Origin of the sequence: Shewanella livingstonensis (assembly GCF_003855395.1) — a bacterium.
Lineage (GTDB): Bacteria > Pseudomonadota > Gammaproteobacteria > Enterobacterales > Shewanellaceae > Shewanella > Shewanella livingstonensis.
In genome coordinates this window covers 1,070,147-1,097,071 of record NZ_CP034015.1, presented here as the reverse complement: position 1 = coordinate 1,097,071, position 26,925 = coordinate 1,070,147, and the positions used below count along the sequence as shown (strand labels likewise).

Below are 26,925 nucleotides of genomic sequence, written 5' to 3'. Positions count from 1 at the left end.
TGTAAAACACGACCCTAGTACCAATCAACCAGCACTAGACGCTTACTGACTTTTGGACTCTCAATTCTAAAATACTCTAACATCTTCTTGAAATTACTCCAGTTGTAACTTCGTCGACCACTGCGTCTGTTCAACCATTTGTACAAGTTATGCAGAACATAATCGTATACGTAGCTCAGGCTTCGGCTGTTGTCGGGAAGACCAAAATAGTTTCTAAACCCTGTTAATTTACGTTTTAACTGCGGAAGCCAAATACTCAGTTTTAATGAGCGCTTGGCTTTAATCCATTGATAATACTCGCTCAACGTCGCCTTCAGCTTCTTCACAGCGGTTCGTCGTCTGAGTCTTGCTTTACCTTTCGAATCTCTGCCCCAGTAAAACTCAAATCCAAGAAATACAAAATGACGTTTTCGCCCAATATGAAAGCGGCTAAATCGCATCAGTGATGTTTTATCTTCTGCGACGTCTAGGTTGAATTTCTTTAATCGTTTCGGCAAAACCTTATAAAAGCGTTCAGCATCATGTGCAAACTGAAACGCACAAACAAAATCATCCGCATAACGGATCATCATTGCTCTGCCTTTCATCCTTGGCTTCACTTTCTTTTCAAACCAAAGGTCTAGCGCATAATGCAAATAAATATTAGCTAACACAGGGCTGATAATGCCACCTTGTGGGCTACCACTTAATGGCTTAGTAAAGACACCATCAGGGGATTTTATCCGTGCTTTTAACCATTGGTTTATTAAATTAAGTATCGCCTTGTCATCAATTCGTTGCTTGAGCATAGCCATCAGCCATTCATGATCAAGGTTGTCAAAGAAGCCCTTAATATCAGCTTCAACAATATAACCATAACCTTTAAATTGCAGATTGAGCGTTAAACTATGCACCGCTTGATGCGCACTTTTATTCGGGCGATAACCATAGCTATTACGCAAAAAGTCTTGTTCCCAGATGCTTTGCAGGATCTGACTGACACTTTGTTGCACTAGCTTGTCATCTACCGTTGGTAGGCCTAAAGGGCGTAATTTACCGTTCGATTTAGGAATGAAGATCCGTTTGATGTCATTAACTCGATAACATTTCTGTTTGAGTTGCTGACCTAAACGGTCGATATTTTCTATCAGCTTATCTCGGTACTTAGGCATGGTAATGCCATCGATACCTGGCTTCGCTTGCTTATTAAGTTGCCCCCAGCTTTGATACAGGCTGTCAGTATTTAGCAGTCCATATAAATTCTGAAACCTGTGCTTGGGGTGGGTTTGTGCTTTAAATGCGATGGCATTAAGTGTGGTTATCATAGTGTCCCCAGCCCTACTTTGTCCGGACTATGTCTCTGCTTAATACCGAATATAACTGTCAGCTCCTTTGCCATGTACAAGGCTTTCCCCTGCTCAGACTACTACGGGCTGATCTGACTTCCAAAGGGTCATCGTTCGTCTCGCTTTTAACTAGACTTCTCTACCATCGTCCTAATGGAACACCTTTGGATCTCTCAAGTTCCTGAAACATCTCTTTATGCATGCCACGGCTTGATAACTCCGCTGACTCGCCACAACCTCACCCTTCATTTACATGAATAACGGCTGCTTTGCATGGACTTCGATGGCGTTACAAACCTCGTCAGTCAGTTCTAATATTTATCGGAGCGATACCAGCACTTCAGGATCACGACAACCCCTATGGCCTACATAATTCTCTGTGTACGCTTCACCAATATTGTTCGCGTGATGCAGTCCTCACTGCTGAAAAGCATCTGCTAATCTCACACTCCGCCAAAGGTGCAACACTCGATACAGGTGGTTGGTTAAACCTTACCTGACAGGGACTTACACCCTGCAAGATGCATCAAGCTTTGCTTGACGCACTAACGCCACCTTAAGCGGCAAAATATTGTTGGCTAAAATATTGAACGGAGTGAAAATAGCCAACTGTATTTTGTCCGTTTGAAGGCCTTGTTAGCAGTGCGCTTACGCCTTACCTTTACTACAGCCCAACACACCAAAAATTATAGCAGTACTTAAAACGACAATATCTAAGTAAAAATCTACTTTAAGTGTAGTCAACACAGTGCCTATAGTAGTTAACGTTAAACTTATTACGAAATAGTTATTATTTGATTTTTCCATTATTTTTAATATCCAAAATTGTTAAATTATAGTGCTGATAACACAAATATTTAAAGCCTGCTAACGCCCCAATAAGAGGCAAAAAATTGTTTGCTAAAATGTTGAGGCACGAAAACAGCAAACTGTTTTTTGTCCTGCTTGATTGGCTTGTTGAACGAAGCCGCTCTGCGGCAGAAAAGATAAAAACACATCTTTAGCCCCATCATAAATACTTACTAGACCCTGCCTACCTTGGCAGCTATCTAGGAGTATTACTATGAACGCTCACGAACAACAACGCTTTGATTGTCTTTATCAACAACATCTTATCAATTTAACGCTCCAAGGCAAGCGGCCTGCTACCATCGACGCTTATAGTCGCGCTGTCAGGCGTATTAGTGCTTATTTTGACTGCTGTCCTGACAACCTTTCAACCAATGATTTGAAGCGGTACTTTGCTGATTTAATTGCTTCTCACTCATGGAGTACCGTTAAACTTGACCGTAATGGATTACAGTTTTTCTATCGATATGTCCTTAACCAACACTGGGAGTGGCTGAGTATTGTTAAGCCACCGCAGGTCAAACGCTTACCCGACATTTTGACCCCTGCCGAAGTCTCTATTGTTATTAGTCTCACCCATAAGCTGCGATATCAAGTGTGCTTTTTAACCTTGTACAGTATGGGATTGCGCCTCGGCGAAGCCATTTCATTGCAGGTTGGCGATATTGATTCAGCGTTGATGCAGGTGCATATCCGTGACGCCAAAGGCGGCAAGGATAGGCTAGTCCCTTTACCACAACGAACATTGTTAGCGCTGCGATATTACTGGCAAACTCATCGTCATCCTCGCCATGTGTTTCCCGGTAAAGACGGTAAGCCAGGTTCAATGATAGATAAAGGCGGTATTCAAAAAGCACTAAAGCGCGTTATTCGTGAGTGCAACATTCACAAATCCATCAGCCCACATAATTTACGCCACAGCTACGCCACTCATTTGCTCGAACAAGGTCTCGATTTACGCTCAGTACAGCATTTACTCGGTCACAACAGCCTCAACACCACGGCAAAGTATACACGTCTCACTCAAATTACCCGTAAGAACACTGTCCTGTCAATTAACCAGCTCACTGATAATTTGGTGCTTAAGTGGGAGTGTGACATATGAAGTTTATCGATATTTTACGTGACCATCTTGATGCCTTTAATCAGACTTATGAAGGCCAAATCACAGCATCAATGCGCCAAGCGATAAATGCCATGCTCAGTTGCCGCTCTCATTCACAAAGAGCCAGCCACTGGGCTTGTCAGGGTTGCACGCATACCGCTGACTTTCCGCTGTCATGTGGGCATCGCAGCTGCCCGCAATGTCAGTACAACACCACAGCTGATTGGTTAGCCAAGCAACAGGCTAAACTCTTGCCTGTTGATTACTTTATGGTGACATTTACTTTGCCATATGAACTGCGTGTTATGGCTAGATATCAACCCGAAGCGCTCTATCCAGCCATGTTTGCCGTCGCTGCCAGTGTGCTCAAAGACTTTGCGCTTAACTCACCTAAGCTTGCCGGTGATATTGGTTTCACCGGCGTACTTCATACTCACAGCAGACGGCGTGAATTGCATCCGCACATTCACTTTATTATTCCAGCGGGCAGTTTTAACAAGAGCCAAAAGCAATGGAAAAAGAACAAAGGTAAATACCTGTTTAACGCTTTTAACCTCGCCAATGTCTGGCGCGCACGTTTGCTGGAACATTTGGCAAAGCTTAATCTCACACTACCAACCTCACTGCCCAAAAAGTGGGTGGTAGACTGCCTGCATGTGGGCAAAGGCTTGCCTGCGTTGCAGTATCTATCACGCTATCTTTATCGTGGCGTACTGGCTGACAAAAACATCAAAAGTCATGTCGATAACAACGTGAGTTTCGAGTATGAAGACAGCCAAACAAAGTCGACAAAAGTACGCACTTTACCTGCCATAGAATTTCTCTGGTTAATACTGCAACACGTATTACCGAAGGGATTAAGGCGAGTGCGTGACTATGGATTACTCAGAGGTAACGCCAAAAAGCTCAGGCTACAAATACAGCTTATGCTGGCAGTTGCAGGGGCAGTGTTTCCAATCATTCCTGAGATAAAGCGCAGATTAGCAACCCGCTGTTGCCCCTGTTGCCAGCAGCCAATGCGCTTTATGGGCATAGTGAAACGACCGACAAATTTACGGCTCATAACCTAATGCTGGAAAATAATAAGGATAATGGTTTAACTGAATACCGTGGAGGATTAATTTAACGCACTGAAATTAATAGAGTTAAATAATTAGCAAATGAGCTAAGGTAGCTTGCTGACTACAGAAAAGTTGCCAGATATCCATCACATCAAACAGCGCGTTTTCTCGAGCTGTTATTTACATAATAAAGAGTCACTCTGAGGGTGTTCGGGCTTGTTCAACACTTGGGATAAGGACGCGGCTTCGCGCGGCCTATCCTTATTTGTTGGACGCGGCTTCGCGCGGCCTATCCTTATTTGTTATGTGTTTTTTGCACTCCACTTTCCAGAGAGAATCATGACATAAACACCGATAGTAATTGTACCAAGCATTAACCCTATAAAAGGCGATGAGTTGCCAACAAAAATAGACATGCCAATCGAAGCACCTAAACATAAAGTTAAACCACCAATTTGTGTTCGATTTAGTTTATTAACAAATTTCATTTTGGACTCCTCATCCGTGAGTTTACTGTGAATATTTCTAAACACATAACGCTTTGCTAAGAGGCTGAAATGGTTGGCTTTTTTTTGCGGTACTTTGCAAAAAACGAGCAAACTGTTTTAGTCCTTTTGAGCAACTTGTTAGCAGCAACGTGAGTTATTTCACTGAACTTACCACTAACGCTAAAAATAAATTAGTGGATGTGAGAAGCAATAAATACTGCTGCACTACTTAGCCACTAACCGTGATTGATAAACAATAACAAAAAACACATACCAATCAATAAAATACTGAATTTAATTACAAAAAAGGAAGGAAAGCAGAAAACACCAATCCTTTGATGTGAATATTAAATTAGCCAACCACAATTATAAAAAGAACAAGTAGTGCCTGCTAACGCCGCACTAAGCGGACTAAAACTGTGGGTTATAATGTGTAGCGAAGCGAAACCTAACCCACTGTTTTAGTTCCGTTTAAGTGCCTTGTTAAATTGCTAGCCAGCCAGTGCTGTCAATAGAAAGGAGCCTATAGACGCAATACTACCCGCGTGAGGTAAAGCAGAGATCAAAGTCTTTAAAACCGCTTTACTTGGTTTCTCAGAGTTCATCTGACATTCAATTGCATCTACTATATCTAACGCATCTCTTTTTTCTTCTGTGCTTTTTATAAGCCGACTAACTTCAGTTCTTAATAACTCAATATGTTCAGCTATGTCAGAATTTGAATTCACAATGTTTGTAGAATTATCAACTGAGTTATTATTTACACGTGCATTTTCACCATGAAAATTATAAGTGATATTTTTGATTGCAGTCTCAGCCTCAGGAATTCCAAGCTTTTTATACGTCACTTTATATCCAGAAGACAATTGCCCAATTCCAGAATAAAAGCCAGGATCTATTACTTCAAACGTATCCTCCAATCCATTAGGGAGTTTTCTTATGAGCAAATCACCTGTCTCTATTTGTAGATCATCACGTTCAGTCATTATAAATTTAGGGGCTACAAGTGAGTTAATATTCTCAAATACGTTGCCATTTTGTTTTTGTAGAATTAATTTATCTTTCATCATATTCGATAGTGACATGAAAACTCCATTTGCAATTTAACAGCTTATTCAACGGCTCGCCCAATAAAGCCGGCCGTTTAAGTTATTGATTAATATCATCCTACATTCTCTATCTCATTGATGTAAAGCAATTTAATGAAACGTAACCTCTGATATAAAACTTCGATTGCGCGTTAAAAGTGCCAAAATTAAATGCTAAAAAAATTAATCACCTAATATCAATAGATTAGATTTTATCTATTTATTCATATCTAGCACTTTAGACTGTTTTTTGTGCACGTTTTATTGTAATTCATTCAAAACCCATTATAACTGTATGGATGAACAGTATAGGTAGCGTAAAGGGGGAAGTGATGGCGGGATCGGGATATATCGAAGCGATTCGACAACAAATTCGAGTGAGGCATTACAGCTATCAAACTGAAAAATCATACCTTTATTGGAACCGTTATTTTATAAGATATTTTAAATTTACTGCTGCAAAACATATTTTACCTACACACATTGAACAGTTTTTATGTTTTTTAGCAAACGAACGGCGTGTTTCCAGCAGTACCCAACAGCAAGCCCTTTGCGCCCTTGTTTTTGCGTTTAAACATGTACTAGCCATCGATACCGACAATTTGCAGTTCCCGTATGCAAAAGCGCCGACTCGAATTCCGCAGGTTTTAAATGATGCTGAGGCCAAACAAGTTATTGACCAATTACACGGTAAATACCAACTAATTGGCTGTTTATTATATGGCGCGGGGTTAAGATTAACTGAAGCGTTAAGTATTAGACTTAAGGATATCGATTTTGAAAATCGAACTCTTTTTGTATTTAGAGGTAAAGGTAAAAAAGATAGAGTTTGTATTTTACCTAAAATGACCATTGACCCCATACAGCAGCAGATGTGCCACGTACGAGAAACTCATGCTCACGATTTGTCTCAGGGATTAGGGATGGCTTCTTTACCTCCTAGCTTACTCAAAAAGTTTGGCACAAGCGCCAAACAATTACATTGGCAATATCTTTTTCCTTCGATTCACTGTGTGTCACATCCTGTTAATGACTATATATGCAGACATCATATTGACCCAACAACCTTTCGAAAAGCATTAAAAAAAGCAGTTCAGAAAACCGATATCACTAAACGCATTACCGCCCATACTTTTAGGCATTCTTTTGCGACAAACTTACTTAGGCGTGGGCACGACATTAGAACGGTACAGGAGCTATTAGGCCATACCGATGTAAAAACGACCCAAATTTATACTCATGTAGCTGGTTTACACCAAACCGGTGTACAAAGCCCAATGGATTATAGTTAGCAGTAATAATTACTTAGTCCGAGGTCAAGCCTATTGAGTAAACCCCTGTTAAATAACGCCCACAAAAAAGGACTCTTACGAGCCCTTTTACACTGAGATGATAACAACCGCTTTGGCTGCGGCTTACCGCCTATGAGACTTAACTGCGCAAACCAATTCCACGCGATATTAAATAATAAGCCAGTGTCCATAAGCTGACACAAAAACCAACCATTATGGCAATCGATAACGGTACACTTAAATCAGCAAAACCTAAAAAGCCATAGCGGAATACGTTGATCATATACACAACTGGGTTTAAGCCCGATACACCTTGCCAAAAAGGTGGCAATAACGATAACGAGTAAAATACCCCACCTAAGTAGGTTAATGGTGTGAGAATGAATGTTGGAATAATACTGATGTCGTCAAAGCTTTTGGCAAATACCGCATTAATTAACCCGCCAAGTGAAAATAACACAGAGGTTAAAAACATGGTTAGCACGACCAAGCCAACATGATGTAACGAGATATCAACAAACAACATCGCCACTGTGGTAACAATTAAACCAACACTTAGACCACGGGCGACGCCGCCACCGACGTAACCGGCTATCATCACGTAATGTGGCACTGGGGCCACCATGATTTCTTCAATGTTGCGTTGAAACTTGGCGCTGTAAAACGATGAGGCTACATTAGAATATGAGCTGGTTATCACCGACATCATGATTAAACCTGGCGCGATAAACTCCATGTAGGTAACGCCGCCCATTTCTCCGATACGGCTACCAACTAAATTACCAAAAATTAAAAAGTATAACGTCATGGTAATGGCTGGCGGCACTAGTGTTTGGATCCAAATACGGGTGAAGCGATTAATTTCTTTGGTTAAAATACTTTTAAAAGCCACAAAATACAGACTGTTCATTATTTTGACTCCTTGGCTTTTTCTACCAGCTCTACAAATAATTCTTCTAAGCGGTTAGCTTTGTTGCGCATCGACAATACTTCGATATTGGCTGCTGTTAACTGAGTAAATAATTCATTGATATTGTTCGATTTGGCCACATCGACTTCTAAGGTATGTGCGTCAGTTAAGCGGCAATTCATATTAGTGAGCATTGGTGCTACGTCGAGATCGTGTCGTAAATCGAAAATAAAGGTTTCAACATCTAGCTTACTCAATAATGCCTTCATGGTGGTGCATTCCACCAGCAAACCGGTATCGATAATACCAATGGTGCGACACAACATTTCAGCTTCTTCAAGGTAGTGGGTGGTTAAAATAATGGTCACACCTTGCTTGTTGATTTGCTTTAAAAATTCCCACATTGAACGACGCAGTTCAATGTCGACCCCAGCTGTTGGCTCATCTAAAATCAATAATTTAGGTTCGTGCATTAACGCACGGGCAATCATTAAACGGCGTTTCATACCGCCAGACAGTTCGCGGGCTTGGGCGTGACGCTTTTGCCATAAATCAAGTTGGGTGAGGTACTTTTCAGCACGCTCTAATGCAACCGCTTTTGGTACCCCATAGTAACCTGCTTGGTTAACCACTATTTGTTGCACGGTTTCAAACTGGTTAAAGTTAAATTCTTGCGGCACTAACCCGATGCATAACTTGGCATGTTCGAGCTGCTTATCAATATCAAAACCAAATACCGACACTGTACCTGCGGTTTTCTGTACCAATGAGCTGATAATGCCGATGGTGGTAGATTTACCCGCACCATTAGGGCCAAGCAGGGCAAAAAAGTCACCTTGCTTTACCGTCAAACTGATCGACTTAACGGCTTCTACGCCACCTTTATAGGTTTTTTTAAGGTTTTCGATCACCAATGCATTGTTGGTGTTACTCATTGTCATACCTCTAATCCATGAATTGCGAATTAAACACTTTTTATTACGTGCTGCTTATGACGTAATGTAGATGAGAAAGACGCTGAAATATTCTGACGCCCAAAACAAAACTCCCGCCTGTAGCGGGAGTTTATACAAATCTCATTAATCTAATGGAACTACTTTAGCGATGTAAGGCAAGTTGCGATACTGCTCTGCGTAGTCGATACCGTAACCCACAATAAACTCGTCTGGAATTGTGATACCAATAAAGTCGACATGTACATCAACTTCGCGGCGCTCTGGCTTATCTAATAAGGTGCAAAGCGCTAAGCTTTTTGGCTCGCGTAATAATAACATTTCACGCACTTTGTTTAAGGTATTGCCTGAATCGATTAAGTCTTCAACAATTAACACGTCACGGCCAGAAATATCTGACTGCACGTCTTTAAGTACTTTTACGTCGCGTGAGCTCGTGGTTGAATTACCATAACTTGATACCGACATAAAGTCGATTTCTACATGGCCTTTGATACGGCGACACAAATCGGCCATAAACACCACAGAACCTTTTAATAGGCCAACCATTAATAAGCGTTCACTGTCGGCGTAATGAGCATTAATACGTTCTGCTAACTGGTCTAGGGTTTTATTGATTTCTTGTTCAGAAATCATCATTTCAATGGTGTGCTTCATAAATCTCTCAATTGTCGATATCGTGTGACTGAGTACGTCCGTATCCCCAGCGACTCGTTAAGTCGTGTTCAATGCCCAAATGATCAAGTATTCGGGAAACCATGAAGTTTACCAGATCTTGCACCGATTTGGGATTATGATAAAAGCCTGGGGCCGCTGGCATGATGGTCGCACCGTTGCGCGTAAGGCTTAACATATGCTCTAAGTGTATGGCACTAAACGGAGTTTCACGCGGAACAAGGATTAACTGCCCACGCTCTTTTAATACTACGTCTGCTGCTCTTTCGAGCAAATTATTACTCATACCCGTCGCGATAGCGGCTAATGTGCCAGTTGAGCAAGGACAAACCACCATTTGCTTAGGCGCGGCGCTGCCAGATGCGGGCGGCGAAAACCATTCATCTTTGCCTAATACTACTAGTTCACCTTTTAATGGCGCATCTGGGTTATCTAATTGTTCCAGTAATTGAGCCTTGGCTTTTTCAGGATTGGCGCTCAGTTGCAGGCCATGTTCAGTGGCAAATACCACCCGCGCAGCACTGGATATCATTAAAAATACTTGGTAATCGGCCGCTAGCAGGCATTCAAGTAACTTAATACCATATGGCGCACCCGAGGCACCGGTCCAGGCTAGGCTGATTGCTTTGGCTTTTTTTGCATAGGCCATGTTGTACCCTCTGTTGGCTAAAGTCGTTACCCTAAAGCCTTAATAATTTTCTGGTTAATCCCATTAAAGCCACCATTACTCATAATGACTACGGTATCGCCTTGATTTGCGGTAGCGGCAACTGCGTTAATAATATCTTCAATGTTGTTAAACACAGTCACAGGGAGTGGCGCATTAGCCATACTGGCATGAATGTCCCAGCCAATATTGTCCGCTTGATATAAATAACCGACATCGGCTAACACCATAGCATTAGCGAGTGTGTCTTTATGTACGCCACTTTTCATGGTGTTAGAGCGCGGCTCTAGTACCACAATAATGTTACCATTAGGATTGTCACTAGATGCAACTTTAGCCCGTAACCCTTGCAGTGTAGTGGCAATAGCGGTGGGATGATGCGCAAAGTCGTCATACACCGCCACACCGTTTACGGTAGCTAATAGTTCTAAACGACGCTTTGGTGGACTAAATTGTGCCAACGCCTCAATAGCATGACTTGGCCCTACGCCCACATGACGCGCTGCAGCGATGGCCATTATCGCGTTTTCAATATTATGCTGGCCTATTAACGCCCAATTTACTATCCCTTGTGACTCGCCTTTAAACAACACTTCAAACTCGTGGCCATCATCGGCAATAGTACGCGACTGCCAAGCATTGGGTTCACCTTCACCTTCATTGACTAAAGTACTAGCTAAAGCACTAGTGGAATCACTGCCTAAGGTTGAGGCTTTAGAATAAATTTCTTGTTCGCTCCAGCAGCCCATATCAATCACTTGTTGTACGGCTTCAACGTCGCTAGGCCAAATCACTTTACCCTCGCCCGGCACTGTACGAATAACATGATTAAACTGGCGTTGGATCGCCGCTAAATCGGCAAAAATATCGGCATGATCAAATTCAAGGTTATTGATCACTAAAGTGCGAGGATGGTAATGAACAAACTTAGAGCGTTTATCAAAAAAGGCACTGTCGTATTCGTCGGCTTCGACAACAAAAAACACTGAGTTACCTAAACGTGCTGACACACCGAAATTTTGCGGTACGCCGCCAATTAAAAAACCCGGCTCGTAGCCGCAGTACTCTAAAACCCACGCAAGCATGCTTGAAGTAGAAGTTTTACCGTGTGTACCCGCTACCGCCAATACCCAACGGTCTTGCAAAATATGTTCAGATAAAAACTGCGGTCCAGATGTATATTTTATGCCGCGATTTAGTACCGCTTCTACACACGGGTTACCACGACTCATGGCGTTACCAATAACCACTAAGTCTGGTTGGTTGTCGCCTTCTTTGCCTAATTGAGCCGGATCAAACCCCTGGATTAGCTCAATACCTTGTTGCTCAAGCTGGGTGCTCATCGGCGGGTAAACGTTGGCATCGCTGCCGGTAACTTTGTGGCCCATTGCGCGGGCAAGTAGGGCTAAACCGCCCATAAAAGTGCCACAAATACCTAAAATGTGTACGTGCATACTCAACTCTAATTGGTCCGTAATATGGCGGTTATTCTAATCTATTGCGCCACAGAATGTCAGTTAACAATGATTGAAATTAATCTAGGGTATGTTGTTAATACAAAATAAAAAACAGCCCCATACTGAGCACGGTTGTGAGCAAGGTATTACGGGTGACGTAAGCCAGCACAGTGGCCACTAGCGCACAGGTTAAATAAGGATTATGCACACTAATAGCCAGCTGGCCTTCGGGCACAAATACGATAGGGGCTAATATGGCGGTTAATACCGCAGGTGCTGAATAGCTTAAAAACGTTAAGGTGTTTTTACTTAGGCGAATAGGCAATTTAGGTTCTAACAACAAGTGCCTACTAACAAATACCACCGCTGCCATTGATAAAATAATCAGCCAGGTCATGCGTTATCTTCCTTAGCGTTAGGAGTTGAATCGACATCGGTTGCCACTGCACTTCCTTCATTAGTCAGTTTGGCGTACGTCATGCCTGCAGCCATACCCGATATAGCGGCAATTAACAGCCCTGCTTGGATCGCGAATACTGCGCACACCACAGCTAACGTAAGCGACACTAAAACGCACACTAATATTGATGGCTTCTTTACTGTCGGTACCACTATGGCAATAAAGGTGGCTGCAATGGCAAAGTCGAGCCCGAGTTCGCCTAGGTTGTCGATAGACTGCCCTGCGACAATGCCGAGCAAGGTAGCAATATTCCAGCCGATATAAAAAGTTAACCCGCCGCCCAAAGCGTACCAGCGATCAAACTGATGTTGGCCTGGTTTATCACCACTGTGAGTTTGATTAGCGATAGCAAAGAGTTCGTCGGTGAGTAAAAACCCTAGCCCTAAACGCCATTTAAGCGGCAACGGGCTAATATGAGTACGCATGGCCATGGCATACAATAAATGCCTTGAAGTAATTAGTAAGGTGGTTATCAGAATACTGCCGATACCAATACCGGCTTTTATCATGCCAAGCGCAACTAACTGGGCGCTGCCAGCAAAGATAATGGCCGACATTGCTTGGCTTTCAACGGCTGTAAGGCCAACTTCAAGGGCAAACGAGCCCGCTAAAATCCCCCAAGGGATCACCGCTATCGTTAGCGGCATAACGGCAAGCGCGCCAGCTAAAAATGATTTGGTTTTAGTGGTAGTGATACTGATAGATTCGGTTGCGCTCACATCATCTCCTTATGCTGCACTGATTACGCTAACGCGCTAAGTGACAAGAAGATTAGCTTAACGTGAATAAATGAATAAAGCCCCTGAAAACTGATCATTATGGAGAATTTTCAAACTATGCTGTGGGTTGAGATCTTGAGGGGCTTCATTATTATGTATAAAATCTATTAGTAAAATATAAAAAATTGATACATTAACTTAATATCAATAGGCACAAACAATGATAACGTTAACTTTGCAAATTGTATAACCAACATTATAATTTAATAAATTAGATATCAAAACCTTTCTTTTAAGATGCAAAAATGACATTTTACATCTTTAAAAAATAAGCAATAACTAAATATTAAGAACTAAATCTTTAGAACTAAACCTTAAGAACTAAACCTTAAGAACTAAATCTTAAGAACTAAATATTAATAACTAAATACCAGCGAGCTAAACTCCCTATCCCTTACCCCCTATTTTCTATTTCTATTTCTATTTCTATTAAATATACAGGAATCATTATAATTTCACTCATTAGGCAATAATGCGAACCTTCATATTAACTCGTTTTATATTAAATTAGCTCATGGGTTAATTCACGAATTTGCTTTTTTAACCATGCTGCATCTTCATTGTCAACACTAGGATGAGTGACTAAAACCAATTTTAATGGCTCTACAACCTCAAATAGACGATTGCATTCGTACTCAGATAACTGACAAGCATGTAAACCTGAGTCATCATCTAACATGTCATACACTGCTTTGTAGGGCGTTATTGCCAATGACTGACAGTCTGAGAGGTAATCAAATAAAGAAGACACGCTGGTAATGGTCATTTCGGTATTCAGAGATAAATCCTTAGCCTGACAATACTCCTGGAATGGGTTGAGTATGGGGGCCTGGATACCAATAAGCGTATTGATATATGGGTATTTAGCAATGGTTTCTAGAGAGATGTCTTGCTTTAATATAGGGTGTTTTCTGCAGCTGAGTAAGTATTGTCGGTTCATTGTCGCAAGCACTTCAACCTGTAATTTTTGGTCAAAACAGAGGATCTCTTCAGGGCCTTTGCAGCAACACATCACAATACTGTGTGGATCGCTAATCACGCTTTCCAGAGAATGACTATTCCAGCTACTCACATTAATATGGATATTTTTATTGTGTTCTTTAATGGATTTCATCAATGCTCGCGGATAGGCATAAGCAATCATTCCAGGAATGACTAATTCAAAGTATCGATTATGCGATTGTTCAGCACCATTAACTCGATTGAAATTTTTAGCACAGTCCACTATTTCTTTAGCAATGGGATAAATTTTTCCAGCATAATCATTTGGGACTAATCCGTATTTCCGTCTAATAAACAGCTCATCACCAAATATTAGCCTTGCTGTGTGTAAACAACGACTTATCTTTGAAGCTGGCACATCTAATATTCTAGAAACATGCGTCGCTGATTTATTTTCATAAAGACTCACTAATATAGATAGTGTTAATAAATCTAATTTATCTAAGTCAATTGGCTTCATCTTAGATACTCCATTTTAGGTATACAACCTAGCATTCTAACGCTTTTCAAAAGAGTTCATAATGTTATTTCAAGTATTCAATGATTACTTATTCCAGATCATAAAAATGATTTTCTAACACTACATATTTCACATAGAATGCTTCCATCGATTGGAGCAATGTTTAGTAAAAGCTAATTTCATGTATTGTAATATCCAATTAAACAACTAGAATTTCGAGAAAACAGATATTCACATATTGATTTATTAAATTTCAACATATCAATATTTTAAAAATTCAAATTTAAACTTAATAACTTTCAAATCAACTTTGTTTATTTCAAATATATATCAACTTAAAATGCAGAAAAAACAATAAGACCTAAATCATAACTACGATCGAATAAATTAAAAGCACATCATTTAATTGATTACGATCAATTAAAAACAAAAATATAAGGATAATATTAATCGTACGTCAATGACGTATGTTTAATTCATAAAACAATAAATTAAAAACGATTTCTTGGAGGATAATATGATTACTTCAGTCTTTTTAAGTTATGCATTTGTGTACTCTGTGCTGTTTATTGTGGTTCCCTTTATATTAGTAATTTTCATTATGACTTGTATAAAGTTCTTCAAAACTGACACTGAAGAGCACTCAATTAAGTTCAAAAAAATGCTTTTTGATACTCAGAGCTTTAACTTTTTAAAATCACTAAAAACAATGGTGGGCGGAAAATATGATGTTTGTTGCAACGTTCCAATCGATACCGTGTTCGAAATGGATGCCCAAACCGCAGCCGAAAACCATACACGATTCGATTATGTCGTGATAGATCATGACTCGTCGGAAGTGAAATTGGTTATCTCTGATTTCAGTCAACAAGATGATGCTAACGCAAAAAGTTTGTTTGAAAAATTCAACGTTAAATTAGTTGAAATCGTTCGAGGCAAACCTTACGACATGCAAATGTTAAAGCTATCCCTACCGGTATGAAGACCCTGTCGGGTGAAGACAATCTGTTTTCACCCGATATTTTTTGATAACCCATGATTGTAGAGAGGACTGATTATGTCCCGGAATAACTGGCTACTGATGTTAAGTGTAGGCGTATTGTCGTTTGCCCTTATTAGTCAGGGAGCAAATAGCGCTGACTCTACTGAGAAAATTAACAATGACTCATGTATGAGATGCCATAAACGCAATGGTGCAATGCTAGGCCACCATGCCCAAGCGCAGCTAAAAATGAGCTGTAGTTCATGCCATGGTGAGCAAGGAAATCACCCTAAAAAACCCAATGACCTGATGGTATTTTCGGCGGGAAACGACATTACAATAGACGCTAAAAATGACGTTTGTTTGAAATGCCATTCGCCTAAAAAGATATCCCAAGCAGAGTGGACTCACAACGTACATGCTCAAAAAGTGAGTTGTACATCTTGCCATAAACTGCATCCTGAATCTGACCCCATAATGGGCTTAGGATCAAAAGATCGCAGTAATGTGTGCCGAAATTGTCACACGGTGCAGAGGTAAGTAATCATGGAAAACTCAAGAAGGCATTTCCTTAAAAGCACCTGCGCATTGGTTGCAGGCGTGTCGGTATATCCACTCAGTGGTAATAATGCCAATGCCGAAATGGAACCCGCTATAAACAACATAAAGTACGCTTTGTTACATGATGAAACTAAATGCATTGGCTGTAATGCCTGTGTTGAAGCATGTCGAGAAGTGAATCATGTACCTGAAGGTGTCACACGACTAAGCATTGAAAGAACTGGGCCGTTTGGAGAATACCCTAATCAGTTTTATCATTTTTCTCGACATTCTTGTGAACATTGCGAGAACGCACCTTGCGTTTCTGTTTGTCCAACCGGGGCCGCCTTTATTAATAAAGAAACCGGTATTGTTGCAGTAAATGCAGATAAATGTGTCGGTTGCCAATACTGTATTGCGGCCTGCCCTTATGAAGTGCGTTTTATTAATCCTGTTACTAAAGCTGCCGACAAATGTGACTTCTGCCGTGAAACTAATCTCAAACAGGGTAAACAACCTGCCTGTGTAGAAATATGTCCGACAAAAGCATTAGTGTTTGGCAATCTTAAAGATCCCGAGTCTGAACTGGTTGCGCTATTAAAGGCGAATCCGACTGAGCGCTTTAAGCAAGATTTAGGTACCCGACCTAAAATATTTCGTATCAAAGCGAAACAAGGGGAGATTATATTATGAGTGCTTTTCATTTTGATACATTGGTTTGGCACTGGCCCATTGCAATATACCTATTTTTAGCCGGGGCATCCGCAGGCGCCATGTTCTTCGCTGTTTTATTGAAACATTTTTGCTTAAAAGAGAAAGCATATCAGTCTGGATTTATTATCGCTGCTTGTATTCTTGCGGCAATTTCCGTTTTAGCTGGCTTAGGAGTGTTGGTATTAGATTTAACAAAACCTTGGGACTTTTGGAAGATTCTAGTGTTTTACAATCCTACGTCGGTGATGTCGATGGGTGTGATTATCTTAATGCTATATCAAGTATTTATGTATGCTTGGATTGCAGTAACATTCAGACAACCCATTGATAAATTTTGTGAAAAACATTTACCAATCGTCTGTACGTTAACCAGGCTGCTAGCGCGATATGAAGCAGGTATAACCGGTTTACTAGTGATTTTCTCAGTGTCGCTAGGTGCCTATACCGGATTTTTATTATCGGCTCAACCTCACTTCCCGATGTGGAATACAGGAGTATTACCCTTACTATTTTTAGCTTCTGGCTTGTCTTCAGGTGCCGCTGCATCACTATTAGGTGGTGTGTTACTCAAAGGCAATCCCAATGGTGCTGAAGTACGTTTTATTCATAAAATAGAGATCCCATTGATTTTAGGCGAGATACTCCTTATGTTCACCTTCTTCCTAGGATTGGTCTTCAGTGGTGGCCAAAGCAAGGTTGCGGCATTCAATGCTATCGGAGTAGGCTTTTGGGGATTTGTATTCTGGTTCGGCATTATGGGACTAGGATTGTCGGCCCCATTAGCGATGAACTTATTTATGACCGCCACTTCAAAACGCAAGTTTTCCTATGTTGCCGGAACAGCATGTCTGAGTTTATTGGGCGTCATATTATTACGTAACTTTATACTTTATACCGGTCAAATGGTGACAAGCTAATACAATTCACAGTGATAGTACGATTCACGGTGATAGCATGCGTTAACTACCGCACTGTCACCGTATATTCAAACATGTTATTCCGATTACAGCTGGATAAACTGCCTGATCAAATTATGATACACATTATGCAGGTTATCTAACTCGGCGCGATCTGTGTTATTGGTTTTGATCAAGTTTTGAATGCTTTGATCGAGCTGATACAAGGTTTGGCGTAAAGTCACATCGGCCACCATACTTTGCATCCAGGTAATAGCTGCTACGCGTTGCCCTCGGGTTACCGCGGTCACTTTATGCAAACTACTCGACGGGTATACTACGGCGTATCCTGCAGGTAATTTAATTTGCTGCTGGCCAAATTCAGTGGCAATAACTAACTCACCACCGTCATACTCTTCGGGTTCACTCAAAAATACCGTCATGGATACATCACTACGGATCACTTCTGAGGTATTAGGGATCCGCATGATGGCGGCATCGACATGGTAACCATACTCTTCGGTTTCGCTATAACGATTAAAGCACGGCGGAAATATTTTATGCGGTAACGCTGCTGATACAATTTTAGGCGTTTCGCCAATACGCGCCAGTAGTTGATTAGCCAGTTGGCGCACATTAGCGTGTTGCGCATCTGCTTGATTGTTATTTTTAACCGACGCCGCCATCCCCATTGCGGTTTTACGACCGTCGCCCCACGGACATTCAGCCAGTTGCTGACGATAAGCACCGACATCCTGTTTCGAGAGAATTTGTTCAATAACAATCATGCAAATACCTTTAATTAAAACTCATATGTCATCGACAATTTAGCATTACGGGCGTCACCTAAGTACATAAATGAGCCAGAACGATAAGCTGCCGTCCAGTATTCTTCGTTCAATATGTTACCTACGTTGACACGGAAAGTTAAATCTTCGGTGGCATTGTAACTGGCAAATAAATCAACTACTTGATAGTTAGGCACCACAATGCTGTAACGGCTATTGTCGCTATCATAACCTGCTGCAGTATCTGGTTGTCCACCATACATTTCACTTTGATAAGTGTAACTACCACCAAATACGAATGACTCTGTTAGCTCATAACGCAGTTGCAAATAAGCGCTTTCATCAGCAAAGTTACTCAGTACTAAACCAATATTAGCTGGATTGTAAGATTCTAGAATTTCGGAATCCATTTTAGCAGCCGAGAATTGTATGCTGAGTTTGTCAGTAATATTGCCGACCATACCAAACTCAATACCTTTAACGCGGTTTTTACCGGTGTTAAGTGTACCTAGCGTTGAGTAACTGTCGCCAACACTTTCCATTACATCACTTTTAGTGATTTGGAAGATTGATGCTGAAAACATCATTTTGTCGTCAAACAACATCCACTTGGTGCCAAGCTCTAGGTTTTCAACGATTTCGGCATCGGCTTCAGCAGCTTGCTCTTGTGTACCACAAATACCACCGTAACCACAGTTAGCACCTAAGTCAGACTCACCGCCGTTGATGTTGGTTGCAGTACTGTAATTGGCGTAGATATTGGCATCTTCAGATAAGTCGTAAACTAAGCCAATATTGCCGTTATACATGGTATCGGAATAGGCATAATCCACTTCGCCATCACGACCTGTGGTGTTGTTACTGTAATCAAAGCTGTCTTGTCTAAAACCAAAAAATAATGCTAACTGATCGGTTAATTCTACCGTATCCATCATGTATGCCGACACGGTTTCGATGTCGTATATCGCATCTGATCCACCATCAACATAGCTGCGATTTATTAATTGGCCGATATTATCGACAGTATTGCCGTCACCATCAATAATACAATAAGACTCTGATACGCCACCGCGACCATTGGTCAAACAATTTCCATCATTGTTGTTGGTGATGCTATATATGCCGTTATCAACATTTTCATCTGTGTATTCAAGGCCAAATACTAACTTGTGATTAAAACCCAGTGCTTGAGTGTTCCAAAATAAGTTGAATTGAGTGCTGACATAATCAACATCTTGGTTACCTTGGTGAGTACTAAGCGTTAAGGTGCTGGCACCAGGCGCTGTTGGGTCGGTATCGGCCCGCGTTGTGCCGCCCATACCGGTTGTAATATAGCCATTTTCGGTATGTCCAACGCGTGTGGCGTTGTACAACGTAATGCTGTCATTTAACTCATATTCGGTACGTAAGGTAAACGTGGTGACCTTAGAATTTAGAAAGTCACCATCTTGAGCATAAACAGGAATATCTTCTAGCGGCTTACGAGTATCTCGATCAAAATAACTGCCTAAATCTGGCACATCTTTCGCGTCTAGGTAGTAACCATCGGCGGTAAATGACAATGCATCGGTGGCTTCATACACACCCGATAACTGAACACCTTGGCGTTCACTCGTAATGCCTTCGCGGCCCGGCTTGTCTTCTTCAGCCGCTAAGCCATTAAGGCGTACTGCCACTTTGTCTGATATCGGTAAGTTATAGTCCACCGTTAGACGAGTGTGATCGTCAGTACCAATACCCAGATCGACACGGCCAAAATCGTAAGCTACTGAGGCTTTTTTAGTCACACTGTTAATGGCACCGCCTGATGAACCACGGCCAGCAAATGTTGAACTTGGACCTTTGGTAATTTCAACTCGCTCGGTGGCAAAACTTTCACGAGTGGTCATGCCAGGGTCGCGAAGTCCATCTACAAACACGTCGCTACGTGCTTCGTGACCACGGATAATATAACGATCACCGAATGCATTACCGTTTTCACCCGTACCAAGGGTGACACCCGCTTGAGCTGACAAAATGTCTTTTAAGTCGGTATTTCCTGACTCTTGAATTTGGTCTTGAGTTAACACGGTAATCACTTGAGGCGTATCGACAAGTGCAGCCATTCGGCGTTTGTCGGCTGAGTTATTAAACATGTAAACCGAGTTTTGCACACCATGAACACGAATTCGCTCTATTGATTCGTCCGTTTGCGCGGGTTTACATTTCGCCAATATATCCTTATCGCAAGTTTCATTTTTGGTGTCTGCAGCATATAGCGCTGGGCTACTGAATACTAATGCTGCAGCAACGGCTTGAGCACCTAACGATAACTTACTGTAATTACTCGATTTCATGCTTAACATCATCCTGTTATTAATAAGCGTTAACTAAATTTCATTTATGTGATGCACTTTACATAAATGAAACAAAGATCGCAAATGCAAATCATTATCATTTGTGTAAAGATTCATTAAATATGAAATTAAACTAACAAAAGGACAAAATAAGCAGATAGGTAGCCGTTATTGATAACTGCGTTTATTGATAAAAAGCTTCATTAATAACAGCTTGAATACCGCTCGGATACAGCGGTTTTATCGACATAAGTTAACTGACTTGATAAAGCTCTAACGGTAAACCGTCTGGATCGCTAAAAAAGGTATATTGTTTACCGGTATATTCGTCAATACGAACGGGTTCGACTGAGATGTTGTTCTGCTGCAAATGGGCCACTACCACATCGAGATCATCAACTTTAAACGCTAAATGACGTAAGCCTTGGGCTTCGGGATAACTGGGTCTTGGCGGCGCACCATTAAATGAAAATAACTCAATTTGGCTACCATCGGGCAAAGCTAAATCAAGCTTGTAAGAATCCCGTGCTTGGCGGTAATGCTCAGCAATAACTTTTAACCCTAAAACGTGAGTATAAAATGCTTTTGAACGTGGGTAATCGGCACAGATAATCGCGACGTGATGAATTCCATTTAGCATGGCTGTCCTTGTAAATAGACTATTAATAATTAAAGCTGGTAATTAGAGCTGGTAATTAGAACTGATCATTAGATTTTGTACACAGAAAAAAGTAAAACCCTGATAGAACAAGTCTATCAGGGTTAATATACGCTTTTAAAGTCATAAACAAGACTAAAGCAAGGTTAGTGACTTCCAGAGAAAGTGGTTTACATTAAACGCCGATTTCACCGCCGTCATCTTTAATAAACATCACTGTGGCCGCACGTGGACGAACCGTTGTGCCTGCAGGCGTTTCTTCATCTGCTCTATCAGAGTATGGCCAGTTGTCAGGATGCTGAATATTGGCAAACATTGCGGTGTAATCTGGCGACATGGCAAAACCAGTCACTTCACAGCCGTTAGGGCCAACAAAGAAACGTTTAAGCTGAGTTTGGTTTTCAGCCGTTACCACTTGTTGATTACCGTCTGCATCTACCATCGTTGATGGCACAATCGCTAACATTTGATCGTTGGTTTCTTCGGTAACTTCAGAGGCACCATTGTCGGTTTGCACCCACAAAATACCACGTTGATCGAACGCCAAACCGTCTGGACTAGCAAACTGGTTTAAGTCAGTTAAGCCAGATAAGTTAGTCTCAGCATCACCATCTGCAGGTGAACCAAATATAAAGATATCCCAGCTAAATTCCGTTGCTGCATCACCTTCATCCCAACGGATAATATGACCAAAGTTGTTATTTAAACGTGGGTTAGCAGGGTTGGTGCTGTCGGTACGCTTACTGTTGTTGGTTAACGTTAGGTATACCGTACCTGTAAATGGATCGACAGTTGTCCATTCTGGGCGATCCATTGGTGTAGCTCCCAATAAATCAGCAGCGCCAGCGGTATTTAATATAATCGCCGCTTGTGAGTCAAAGCTGCTCGCAAGCGTGCTTCCGTCGGCAGTCACCCCATCTAACGTTAGCGGTAACCATTCACCGACACCGTCTTCGGTAAACTTAGCCGCATATAAGGTTCCGGCATTCATGTACTTATCGCCAACTGTTAAGCGGTTAGTACTGTTAGCATCTGCTGGATCCCATGCTGCGTCAGAAACAAACTTATACAGATATTCAAAACGTGAATCGTGGCCTGAATAAAATGTGATTGGTTTGCCTTCTTCAAGTTTACCAAAGGCACAACCCTCGTGGCGGAAGCGACCTAATGCAGTACGCTTAATGGCGCGCGAGTTGGGATTGTATGGATCAATTTCAACAATATAACCATGGCCATTAGCTTCGTTACGGTAATCATTAGTCGCACTTGAGCCCGTTGGCGTCACATCAAAACGAGCAAATTCGTCTAAACGTTCATCGTCATCACCGGCTAAATGGCTCCAGCCATAACGAGTGTCAGAAGTCGAAATACCAATGCGCGTTTGCTCTTGCGTTAAGGTGCCTTTATTAACAAAGTAACCCGGCCAGTTTTCTTCACATGTTAAATAAGTGCCCCAAGGCGTATAACCATTACCACAGTTATTTAAGGTACCGCGCGCTTGGCTGCCATCGGGCGAATAACGCGTTTCAAGGTATGAGCTGTACGCTAGTGGGCCAGCAATATCCATCACGGTTGCACCGGTAAAACGACGGTTATGGCTGTCGTTTTCGACCACTTGCCATCGTCCAGAAACTAATTTAATACGGACAACTGAAATACCATGGGCGTTGATTTCTTTGCGGATTTCATCAATTACAGTGCGCTTACCATCAGCATCAAACGTTGGGCCTGTTGGATGTAAAGCATCCTGGTCAATGTATTCGTGGTTAATACACAATAAACCGTCATCTGCCGAATCATTCAACGGGAAGAAATGCATACCATCATGATGCATACCTACTGAGTTTTCCTGATCGATAGCAGTATTACTGCCATCGGCTTTCCACGCTGCAGCTTTCGAATTTAAGGGTGTTCCCCAAGGTGCTAACACATAAGCTGAATAACCAGCAGCTACCGCAACTGCATCGGTTTTAGAACCGGCAATAGACTCAAAACCTAATACGGCTGAACTCTTTGTTGGTGCTGTTGGCGTAGGAGCTGTAGGCGGTGTTGTTGGCGTTTCTGCAGCGGTATCATTATCAGAGCCACAAGCACTTAATCCGAAGCCACCAAACGCTGTCATAGCACTAAGGCCTAGACCACGCTTAACAAAATTACGACGTGATAGATGATTATCCATCACTTCATTGAAAGGGGTATTTTTACTATTGTTAAAACGTGTTGGATCAAATGTCGCCTTGCTCATAAAGTGTCCTTAGGTATGCTCTGAAAATAACTGATCAAATATAGGTATAATTATTTGTCAGTTAAGATAAGCGTCTAATGTGACAACAAGGTTCAAATTGGATGACATTAATGTGGCAGTAATAAGACACTCACCACACAGTCTTATGTAATGAGATCCGCATTAAGTTCATTTTAATAGCGACGGCATGATGAGTGACACCTTGTTAGCGTTTTTTACCGCGTGAAGATGCCGCTAATGCCTTTTTACGCGCTTGTTGTTTTAATGCAGATTTAGTTGTTTTACGGGTAACTGGAGCAATTAAATCAAGGTCTGGCTCAAAACCTGCTAGCCATTGCTGCGGTAAACGTCGGTCTAAAAAGGCTTCAAGCTTAGTTAACAATGGCTCGTCATCGACGCTTAACAAGGTAATTGCTTGCCCTTGTTTACCCGCTCTGCCCGTGCGGCCAATTCGGTGTACATAGTCTTCAACTTGAAACGGTAACTCCATATTAACGACATAGTTTAACTCGTTAATATCTAAGCCTCTGGCAGCCACATCAGTGGCGACTAACGCAATAATATCACCCGCTTTAAAAGCGGCCAATACTTGTTCACGCATAGCTTGAGTTAAATCAGCATGAAAAGCTTCAGCTGCTACGCCAGCTTGTTTCATTTGTTTTACCAGTACATCTGCACCTTGTTTGGTACGGCAAAAAATCAAGCTTTGTTGCCAGCTTTCTGTGGTGATTAAATGGCACAGCATGGCGCACTTTCGGTTAGCATCAACATTAAATACCCGCTCAACTATACTGCTGGCGGTGGTATTGCGCTGAGCCACTTCAATCACTTGTGGCGAGCGTAATAAGCGCCGACTAAAGCTGAGCATACGGTCATCTAAGGTGGCTGAAAATAATAACGTTTGCCGCGTGCTTGGCAAACATTTGAGCACCTCGACAATTTCATCTTTAAAGCCCATGTCCAACATGCGATCGGCTTCATCAAACACTAAATGCGTTAACTGCGACAATGACAACGCACGCTTACGTAGCAAATCCAATAAACGCCCAGGAGTTGCAACCAGAATATCGGTACCCGCTGCGAGTTGTTTGATCTGTGCACCAATACTCACCCCGCCATAAACCATCACACAGCCAATATCACTGCCTTTGGCATATTGTTCAATACTCGACTGAACCTGCTGGGCCAGTTCACGCGTTGGCACTAACACTAAACAGCTAATTACCGCCTTTGCGCTGACGTTTTCTGCACAAAGATCTAACGGGATCGATACTGTGCGTTTGCTCAAAATATGCTGTAGCAATGGCAAAGCAAAGGCTGCTGTTTTACCTGTGCCCGTTTGCGCCCCCGCCATGACATCTTTACCGCTTAAAATAACCGGTATGGCCTGAATTTGAATAGGGGTAGGTTGTTGGTAATTCAGCTCAGCTAAACGATCCGTTAATGTTGAATGTAACGATAAATCTGCAAAAGACATAAAAACTCCAAACATGTGGATACGCTGTTTCAGACCAAAACAAAGGATCTATATTTTGATTAGCTGCATTGTCGTTAATAAAAATGGCCGCTAACTGTGATGTTGAACACACCTTAGCTACGTGGAATTTATTGCGTTAGATAAGGCTTGACTAAAAGAGTAATAATCATACAATCAATACATGCAAATAATAAGCATGTTTAATGTTTTACGATAAAATCATGTAAAAAGATTGCACCACGATATTCCATCAAAAGATTTTACCACGAGGTATCACCATGAGTTTTTCAATTAGCGGTATTTTCAAACCGGCCAAGCAAACTGAACCTGTTAGCAATATGACACCTAAAACCGATGGCACTAATGCAACAGAAACTAAAGCATCTCAGGCTGAAAATACTGCCAAAAAACAAGCTAATGGTGGTAGCTGTTGTGGTGGATGTGGTGGCGGCAACCATTAATTTACTAAAAGATTAAACGTTACCACGCCTAAATAAACGTAAATTATCTTTATTGATTAGTTGCGGATATTGGGCTGTCACATCGAAAAATCCGTTTGAATAAGCCACCGCAAGTGAGCCTTGATTCTGTTTATCTATATAAGCAAAAACGGGGCTCGAAATAAATTGTTTTAGAAACATTTCCACAGCTTTCGTGGCAATGCCCTGACCCCAATATTCACGTCCAATCCAAAAACCAACTAAACGCATTTGGGGATCTGACTTTATGGCTGAGTCAGTGTTAATCCATGATACGACATTACCTACTAGAACATCATCTAGCCAAATCCCTTGAGCTGTAGCCTTTTCATTAGCTAATACTTTTTGCTGCCAATGCTGGTTAAAAGCCTTACGTTTACGCGCCGGAAAGTCTGCCATTTTATTAGCAATAGGGTCGTTTTCAAATTCAAACAATATATCTAAATCTGCTTCAGTAATGGGATGAAGAGAAATATTCATTTCAGGTTCGCCTTTTCTATGTTGTGTCACCAAGATCATTTATATTATATATAGCCTCAACTCTACATAAGAGATGGGATAAATCGTTAAAAACGGGTTTATTTCAAATCTGCAATATTAAACTTGTCATGTGTTTGCTAACAAAGCTTATTGACGTGTCAATAGCGGTTGTAAGTCGATACAACTCAGATAGCGGAAAAAAAGGCTGTTTGATAACCGTTTATTATCCAGAATTGAAGTTATATACTATCTCACTCATCGACGCACCATGACGATGAGTTATTGTATCAACATGCATTAAAGGACGACAGGATGAAAAGCATTAAAACATGGCAATGGTTAGGCTTTGCAGGTCTATTACCTTTTATTATTCTCAGTGTGTTGGCATTCAATCATAGCCTATTAGCTCCCGAAAATACTATGCTAGGGTTTGTTAGCTACAGTGCCATAATTTTAAGTTTTGTTGCCGGTACACTTTGGGGCAAAGCAGTAATATTAACCTTAGATGATAATATCACTAAGATACTTATTATTAGTAATATCATTGCACTAGGTTGCTGGATTGCACTGTTAACTCCGTTTGCATTATCCGCACTTATTCTGCTTGCCAGTGGTTATTTGTACTTATTGTATGTTGAATTTAAAGCCAAACAGTTATCAACCACCACCAGCTATCTTACCTTACGTACAATATTAACCAGTATTGCTGTCGCATGTCATGTTGTTGTCATGCTCAGTCTTTTTAGCGTTTAGCCAAAT

At 41.4% G+C, this 26,925-nt stretch carries 26 protein-coding genes; 9 read left to right on the top strand and 17 right to left on the bottom strand.

The features are described 5' to 3' along the window. Positions 1-14 precede the first annotated feature (14 nt). Positions 15-1,304: a group II intron reverse transcriptase/maturase gene (gene ltrA, locus EGC82_RS04790; RefSeq protein ID WP_124729746.1), complete on the bottom strand. Its 1,290-nt coding sequence runs from the start codon at positions 1,302-1,304 to the stop codon at positions 15-17. 1,084 nt (positions 1,305-2,388) lie between these two features. On the opposite strand from ltrA, the gene EGC82_RS04785 reads away from it, so the two are divergent. Continuing rightward, the gene (locus EGC82_RS04785) at positions 2,389-3,279 is read left to right on the top strand and encodes a tyrosine-type recombinase/integrase (RefSeq protein WP_124729745.1); all 891 of its coding nucleotides are present in this window, start codon (positions 2,389-2,391) and stop codon (positions 3,277-3,279) included. Continuing rightward, complete coding sequence (locus tag EGC82_RS04780) at positions 3,276-4,349, top strand: IS91 family transposase (protein WP_124729744.1); 1,074 nt, start codon at positions 3,276-3,278, stop codon at positions 4,347-4,349. Before EGC82_RS04785 ends, EGC82_RS04780 begins: the two co-directional genes overlap by 4 nt. A gap of 293 nt (positions 4,350-4,642) precedes the next feature. Here the strand turns inward: EGC82_RS04780 and EGC82_RS04775 are convergent, their stop codons facing one another. Continuing rightward, positions 4,643-4,828 (bottom strand): hypothetical protein, encoded by a 186-nt coding sequence (locus tag EGC82_RS04775; protein WP_124729743.1) that lies wholly within the window; start codon positions 4,826-4,828, stop codon positions 4,643-4,645. A gap of 491 nt (positions 4,829-5,319) precedes the next feature. Next, positions 5,320-5,913 (bottom strand): hypothetical protein, encoded by a 594-nt coding sequence (locus EGC82_RS04770; protein ID WP_124729742.1) that lies wholly within the window; start codon positions 5,911-5,913, stop codon positions 5,320-5,322. 335 nt (positions 5,914-6,248) lie between these two features. On the opposite strand from EGC82_RS04770, the gene EGC82_RS04765 reads away from it, so the two are divergent. Continuing rightward, positions 6,249-7,208, top strand: coding sequence for an integron integrase (locus EGC82_RS04765; protein WP_124729741.1), 960 nt, complete (start codon positions 6,249-6,251; stop codon positions 7,206-7,208). A 139-nt stretch (positions 7,209-7,347) separates the two neighbouring features. Here EGC82_RS04765 and EGC82_RS04760 read toward each other — a convergent pair whose 3' ends face one another. The 8 genes from EGC82_RS04760 to EGC82_RS04725 all read right to left on the bottom strand — a co-directional run bounded on the left by EGC82_RS04760 (position 7,348) and on the right by EGC82_RS04725 (position 14,571). Further along, the gene (locus EGC82_RS04760) at positions 7,348-8,118 is read right to left on the bottom strand and encodes an ABC transporter permease (RefSeq protein WP_101086119.1); all 771 of its coding nucleotides are present in this window, start codon (positions 8,116-8,118) and stop codon (positions 7,348-7,350) included. Beyond that, entirely contained in the window at positions 8,118-9,053 is a 936-nt protein-coding gene (locus EGC82_RS04755; protein WP_101086323.1) for an ABC transporter ATP-binding protein, read from the bottom strand. Before EGC82_RS04755 ends, EGC82_RS04760 begins: the two co-directional genes overlap by 1 nt. A gap of 144 nt (positions 9,054-9,197) precedes the next feature. Continuing rightward, positions 9,198-9,728: a hypoxanthine phosphoribosyltransferase gene (gene hpt, locus EGC82_RS04750; RefSeq protein ID WP_124729740.1), complete on the bottom strand. Its 531-nt coding sequence runs from the start codon at positions 9,726-9,728 to the stop codon at positions 9,198-9,200. 7 nt (positions 9,729-9,735) lie between these two features. After that, positions 9,736-10,395, bottom strand: a complete 660-nt coding sequence (locus EGC82_RS04745; protein ID WP_124729739.1) for a flavin prenyltransferase UbiX — start codon at positions 10,393-10,395, stop codon at positions 9,736-9,738. Positions 10,396-10,421: 26 nt separating this feature from the next. Then, complete coding sequence (gene mpl, locus EGC82_RS04740; protein ID WP_124729738.1) at positions 10,422-11,867, bottom strand: UDP-N-acetylmuramate:L-alanyl-gamma-D-glutamyl-meso-diaminopimelate ligase; 1,446 nt, start codon at positions 11,865-11,867, stop codon at positions 10,422-10,424. A 97-nt stretch (positions 11,868-11,964) separates the two neighbouring features. Continuing rightward, a complete protein-coding gene (locus EGC82_RS04735; RefSeq protein ID WP_059746143.1) occupies positions 11,965-12,267 on the bottom strand; it encodes an AzlD domain-containing protein in 303 nt (100 codons plus the stop codon). Continuing rightward, positions 12,264-13,049, bottom strand: a complete 786-nt coding sequence (locus EGC82_RS04730; protein WP_124729737.1) for an AzlC family ABC transporter permease — start codon at positions 13,047-13,049, stop codon at positions 12,264-12,266. Before EGC82_RS04730 ends, EGC82_RS04735 begins: the two co-directional genes overlap by 4 nt. A 562-nt stretch (positions 13,050-13,611) precedes the next feature. Then, positions 13,612-14,571, bottom strand: a complete 960-nt coding sequence (locus tag EGC82_RS04725; RefSeq protein WP_124729736.1) for a LysR family transcriptional regulator — start codon at positions 14,569-14,571, stop codon at positions 13,612-13,614. 517 nt (positions 14,572-15,088) lie between these two features. Here EGC82_RS04725 and EGC82_RS04720 point away from each other — a divergent pair. The 4 genes from EGC82_RS04720 (at position 15,089) to nrfD (ending at position 17,724) form a co-directional block, all read left to right on the top strand. Continuing rightward, entirely contained in the window at positions 15,089-15,553 is a 465-nt protein-coding gene (locus EGC82_RS04720) for a hypothetical protein (protein ID WP_101086125.1), read from the top strand. 75 nt (positions 15,554-15,628) lie between these two features. Next, the gene (locus tag EGC82_RS04715) at positions 15,629-16,093 is read left to right on the top strand and encodes a multiheme c-type cytochrome (RefSeq protein WP_124729735.1); all 465 of its coding nucleotides are present in this window, start codon (positions 15,629-15,631) and stop codon (positions 16,091-16,093) included. Positions 16,094-16,099: 6 nt separating this feature from the next. After that, on the top strand, positions 16,100-16,786 hold the full coding sequence (locus EGC82_RS04710; protein ID WP_101086127.1) for a 4Fe-4S dicluster domain-containing protein: 687 nt from the start codon (positions 16,100-16,102) through the stop codon (positions 16,784-16,786). Next, a complete protein-coding gene (nrfD, locus tag EGC82_RS04705) occupies positions 16,783-17,724 on the top strand; it encodes an NrfD/PsrC family molybdoenzyme membrane anchor subunit (RefSeq protein WP_124729734.1) in 942 nt (313 codons plus the stop codon). The genes EGC82_RS04710 and nrfD overlap by 4 nt, the downstream gene beginning before the upstream one ends. An 86-nt stretch (positions 17,725-17,810) precedes the next feature. Here the strand turns inward: nrfD and EGC82_RS04700 are convergent, their stop codons facing one another. The 5 genes from EGC82_RS04700 to EGC82_RS04680 form a co-directional block, all read right to left on the bottom strand. Next, positions 17,811-18,491: a Fe2+-dependent dioxygenase gene (locus EGC82_RS04700; RefSeq protein ID WP_124729733.1), complete on the bottom strand. Its 681-nt coding sequence runs from the start codon at positions 18,489-18,491 to the stop codon at positions 17,811-17,813. Positions 18,492-18,505: 14 nt separating this feature from the next. Then, the gene (locus tag EGC82_RS04695) at positions 18,506-20,836 is read right to left on the bottom strand and encodes a TonB-dependent receptor (RefSeq protein ID WP_415837682.1); all 2,331 of its coding nucleotides are present in this window, start codon (positions 20,834-20,836) and stop codon (positions 18,506-18,508) included. A gap of 244 nt (positions 20,837-21,080) precedes the next feature. Next, positions 21,081-21,467, bottom strand: a complete 387-nt coding sequence (gloA2, locus tag EGC82_RS04690; protein ID WP_124729731.1) for an SMU1112c/YaeR family gloxylase I-like metalloprotein — start codon at positions 21,465-21,467, stop codon at positions 21,081-21,083. A gap of 193 nt (positions 21,468-21,660) precedes the next feature. Further along, positions 21,661-23,730 (bottom strand): PhoX family protein, encoded by a 2,070-nt coding sequence (locus tag EGC82_RS04685; protein WP_124729730.1) that lies wholly within the window; start codon positions 23,728-23,730, stop codon positions 21,661-21,663. Between the two features lie 205 nt (positions 23,731-23,935). After that, complete coding sequence (locus EGC82_RS04680; RefSeq protein WP_124729729.1) at positions 23,936-25,207, bottom strand: DEAD/DEAH box helicase; 1,272 nt, start codon at positions 25,205-25,207, stop codon at positions 23,936-23,938. Positions 25,208-25,485: 278 nt separating this feature from the next. Between EGC82_RS04680 and EGC82_RS04675 the strand changes: the two genes are divergently transcribed. Beyond that, a complete protein-coding gene (locus tag EGC82_RS04675) occupies positions 25,486-25,668 on the top strand; it encodes a hypothetical protein (RefSeq protein ID WP_124729728.1) in 183 nt (60 codons plus the stop codon). A gap of 12 nt (positions 25,669-25,680) precedes the next feature. Here the strand turns inward: EGC82_RS04675 and EGC82_RS04670 are convergent, their stop codons facing one another. Then, complete coding sequence (locus EGC82_RS04670) at positions 25,681-26,166, bottom strand: GNAT family N-acetyltransferase (RefSeq protein ID WP_164839089.1); 486 nt, start codon at positions 26,164-26,166, stop codon at positions 25,681-25,683. 312 nt (positions 26,167-26,478) lie between these two features. On the opposite strand from EGC82_RS04670, the gene EGC82_RS04665 reads away from it, so the two are divergent. Continuing rightward, positions 26,479-26,919: a DUF3429 domain-containing protein gene (locus EGC82_RS04665; protein ID WP_124729726.1), complete on the top strand. Its 441-nt coding sequence runs from the start codon at positions 26,479-26,481 to the stop codon at positions 26,917-26,919. The last annotated feature ends 6 nt before the right edge of the window (positions 26,920-26,925 follow it).

What these genes read in the sequence shown, in the direction of transcription:
- ltrA (WP_124729746.1), bottom strand. Translation starts at nt 1,304, where the DNA reads ATGATAACCACACTTAATGCCATCGCATTTAAAGCACAAACCCACCCC.
- EGC82_RS04785 (WP_124729745.1), top strand. Translation starts at nt 2,389, where the DNA reads ATGAACGCTCACGAACAACAACGCTTTGATTGTCTTTATCAACAACAT.
- EGC82_RS04780 (WP_124729744.1), top strand. Translation starts at nt 3,276, where the DNA reads ATGAAGTTTATCGATATTTTACGTGACCATCTTGATGCCTTTAATCAG.
- EGC82_RS04775 (WP_124729743.1), bottom strand. Translation starts at nt 4,828, where the DNA reads ATGAAATTTGTTAATAAACTAAATCGAACACAAATTGGTGGTTTAACT.
- EGC82_RS04770 (WP_124729742.1), bottom strand. Translation starts at nt 5,913, where the DNA reads ATGTCACTATCGAATATGATGAAAGATAAATTAATTCTACAAAAACAA.
- EGC82_RS04765 (WP_124729741.1), top strand. Translation starts at nt 6,249, where the DNA reads ATGGCGGGATCGGGATATATCGAAGCGATTCGACAACAAATTCGAGTG.
- EGC82_RS04760 (WP_101086119.1), bottom strand. Translation starts at nt 8,118, where the DNA reads ATGAACAGTCTGTATTTTGTGGCTTTTAAAAGTATTTTAACCAAAGAA.
- EGC82_RS04755 (WP_101086323.1), bottom strand. Translation starts at nt 9,053, where the DNA reads ATGAGTAACACCAACAATGCATTGGTGATCGAAAACCTTAAAAAAACC.
- hpt (WP_124729740.1), bottom strand. Translation starts at nt 9,728, where the DNA reads ATGAAGCACACCATTGAAATGATGATTTCTGAACAAGAAATCAATAAA.
- EGC82_RS04745 (WP_124729739.1), bottom strand. Translation starts at nt 10,395, where the DNA reads ATGGCCTATGCAAAAAAAGCCAAAGCAATCAGCCTAGCCTGGACCGGT.
- mpl (WP_124729738.1), bottom strand. Translation starts at nt 11,867, where the DNA reads ATGCACGTACACATTTTAGGTATTTGTGGCACTTTTATGGGCGGTTTA.
- EGC82_RS04735 (WP_059746143.1), bottom strand. Translation starts at nt 12,267, where the DNA reads ATGACCTGGCTGATTATTTTATCAATGGCAGCGGTGGTATTTGTTAGT.
- EGC82_RS04725 (WP_124729736.1), bottom strand. Translation starts at nt 14,571, where the DNA reads ATGAAGCCAATTGACTTAGATAAATTAGATTTATTAACACTATCTATA.
- EGC82_RS04720 (WP_101086125.1), top strand. Translation starts at nt 15,089, where the DNA reads ATGATTACTTCAGTCTTTTTAAGTTATGCATTTGTGTACTCTGTGCTG.
- EGC82_RS04715 (WP_124729735.1), top strand. Translation starts at nt 15,629, where the DNA reads ATGTCCCGGAATAACTGGCTACTGATGTTAAGTGTAGGCGTATTGTCG.
- EGC82_RS04710 (WP_101086127.1), top strand. Translation starts at nt 16,100, where the DNA reads ATGGAAAACTCAAGAAGGCATTTCCTTAAAAGCACCTGCGCATTGGTT.
- nrfD (WP_124729734.1), top strand. Translation starts at nt 16,783, where the DNA reads ATGAGTGCTTTTCATTTTGATACATTGGTTTGGCACTGGCCCATTGCA.
- EGC82_RS04700 (WP_124729733.1), bottom strand. Translation starts at nt 18,491, where the DNA reads ATGATTGTTATTGAACAAATTCTCTCGAAACAGGATGTCGGTGCTTAT.
- EGC82_RS04695 (WP_415837682.1), bottom strand. Translation starts at nt 20,836, where the DNA reads ATGTTAAGCATGAAATCGAGTAATTACAGTAAGTTATCGTTAGGTGCT.
- gloA2 (WP_124729731.1), bottom strand. Translation starts at nt 21,467, where the DNA reads ATGCTAAATGGAATTCATCACGTCGCGATTATCTGTGCCGATTACCCA.
- EGC82_RS04685 (WP_124729730.1), bottom strand. Translation starts at nt 23,730, where the DNA reads ATGAGCAAGGCGACATTTGATCCAACACGTTTTAACAATAGTAAAAAT.
- EGC82_RS04680 (WP_124729729.1), bottom strand. Translation starts at nt 25,207, where the DNA reads ATGTCTTTTGCAGATTTATCGTTACATTCAACATTAACGGATCGTTTA.
- EGC82_RS04675 (WP_124729728.1), top strand. Translation starts at nt 25,486, where the DNA reads ATGAGTTTTTCAATTAGCGGTATTTTCAAACCGGCCAAGCAAACTGAA.
- EGC82_RS04670 (WP_164839089.1), bottom strand. Translation starts at nt 26,166, where the DNA reads ATGAATATTTCTCTTCATCCCATTACTGAAGCAGATTTAGATATATTG.
- EGC82_RS04665 (WP_124729726.1), top strand. Translation starts at nt 26,479, where the DNA reads ATGAAAAGCATTAAAACATGGCAATGGTTAGGCTTTGCAGGTCTATTA.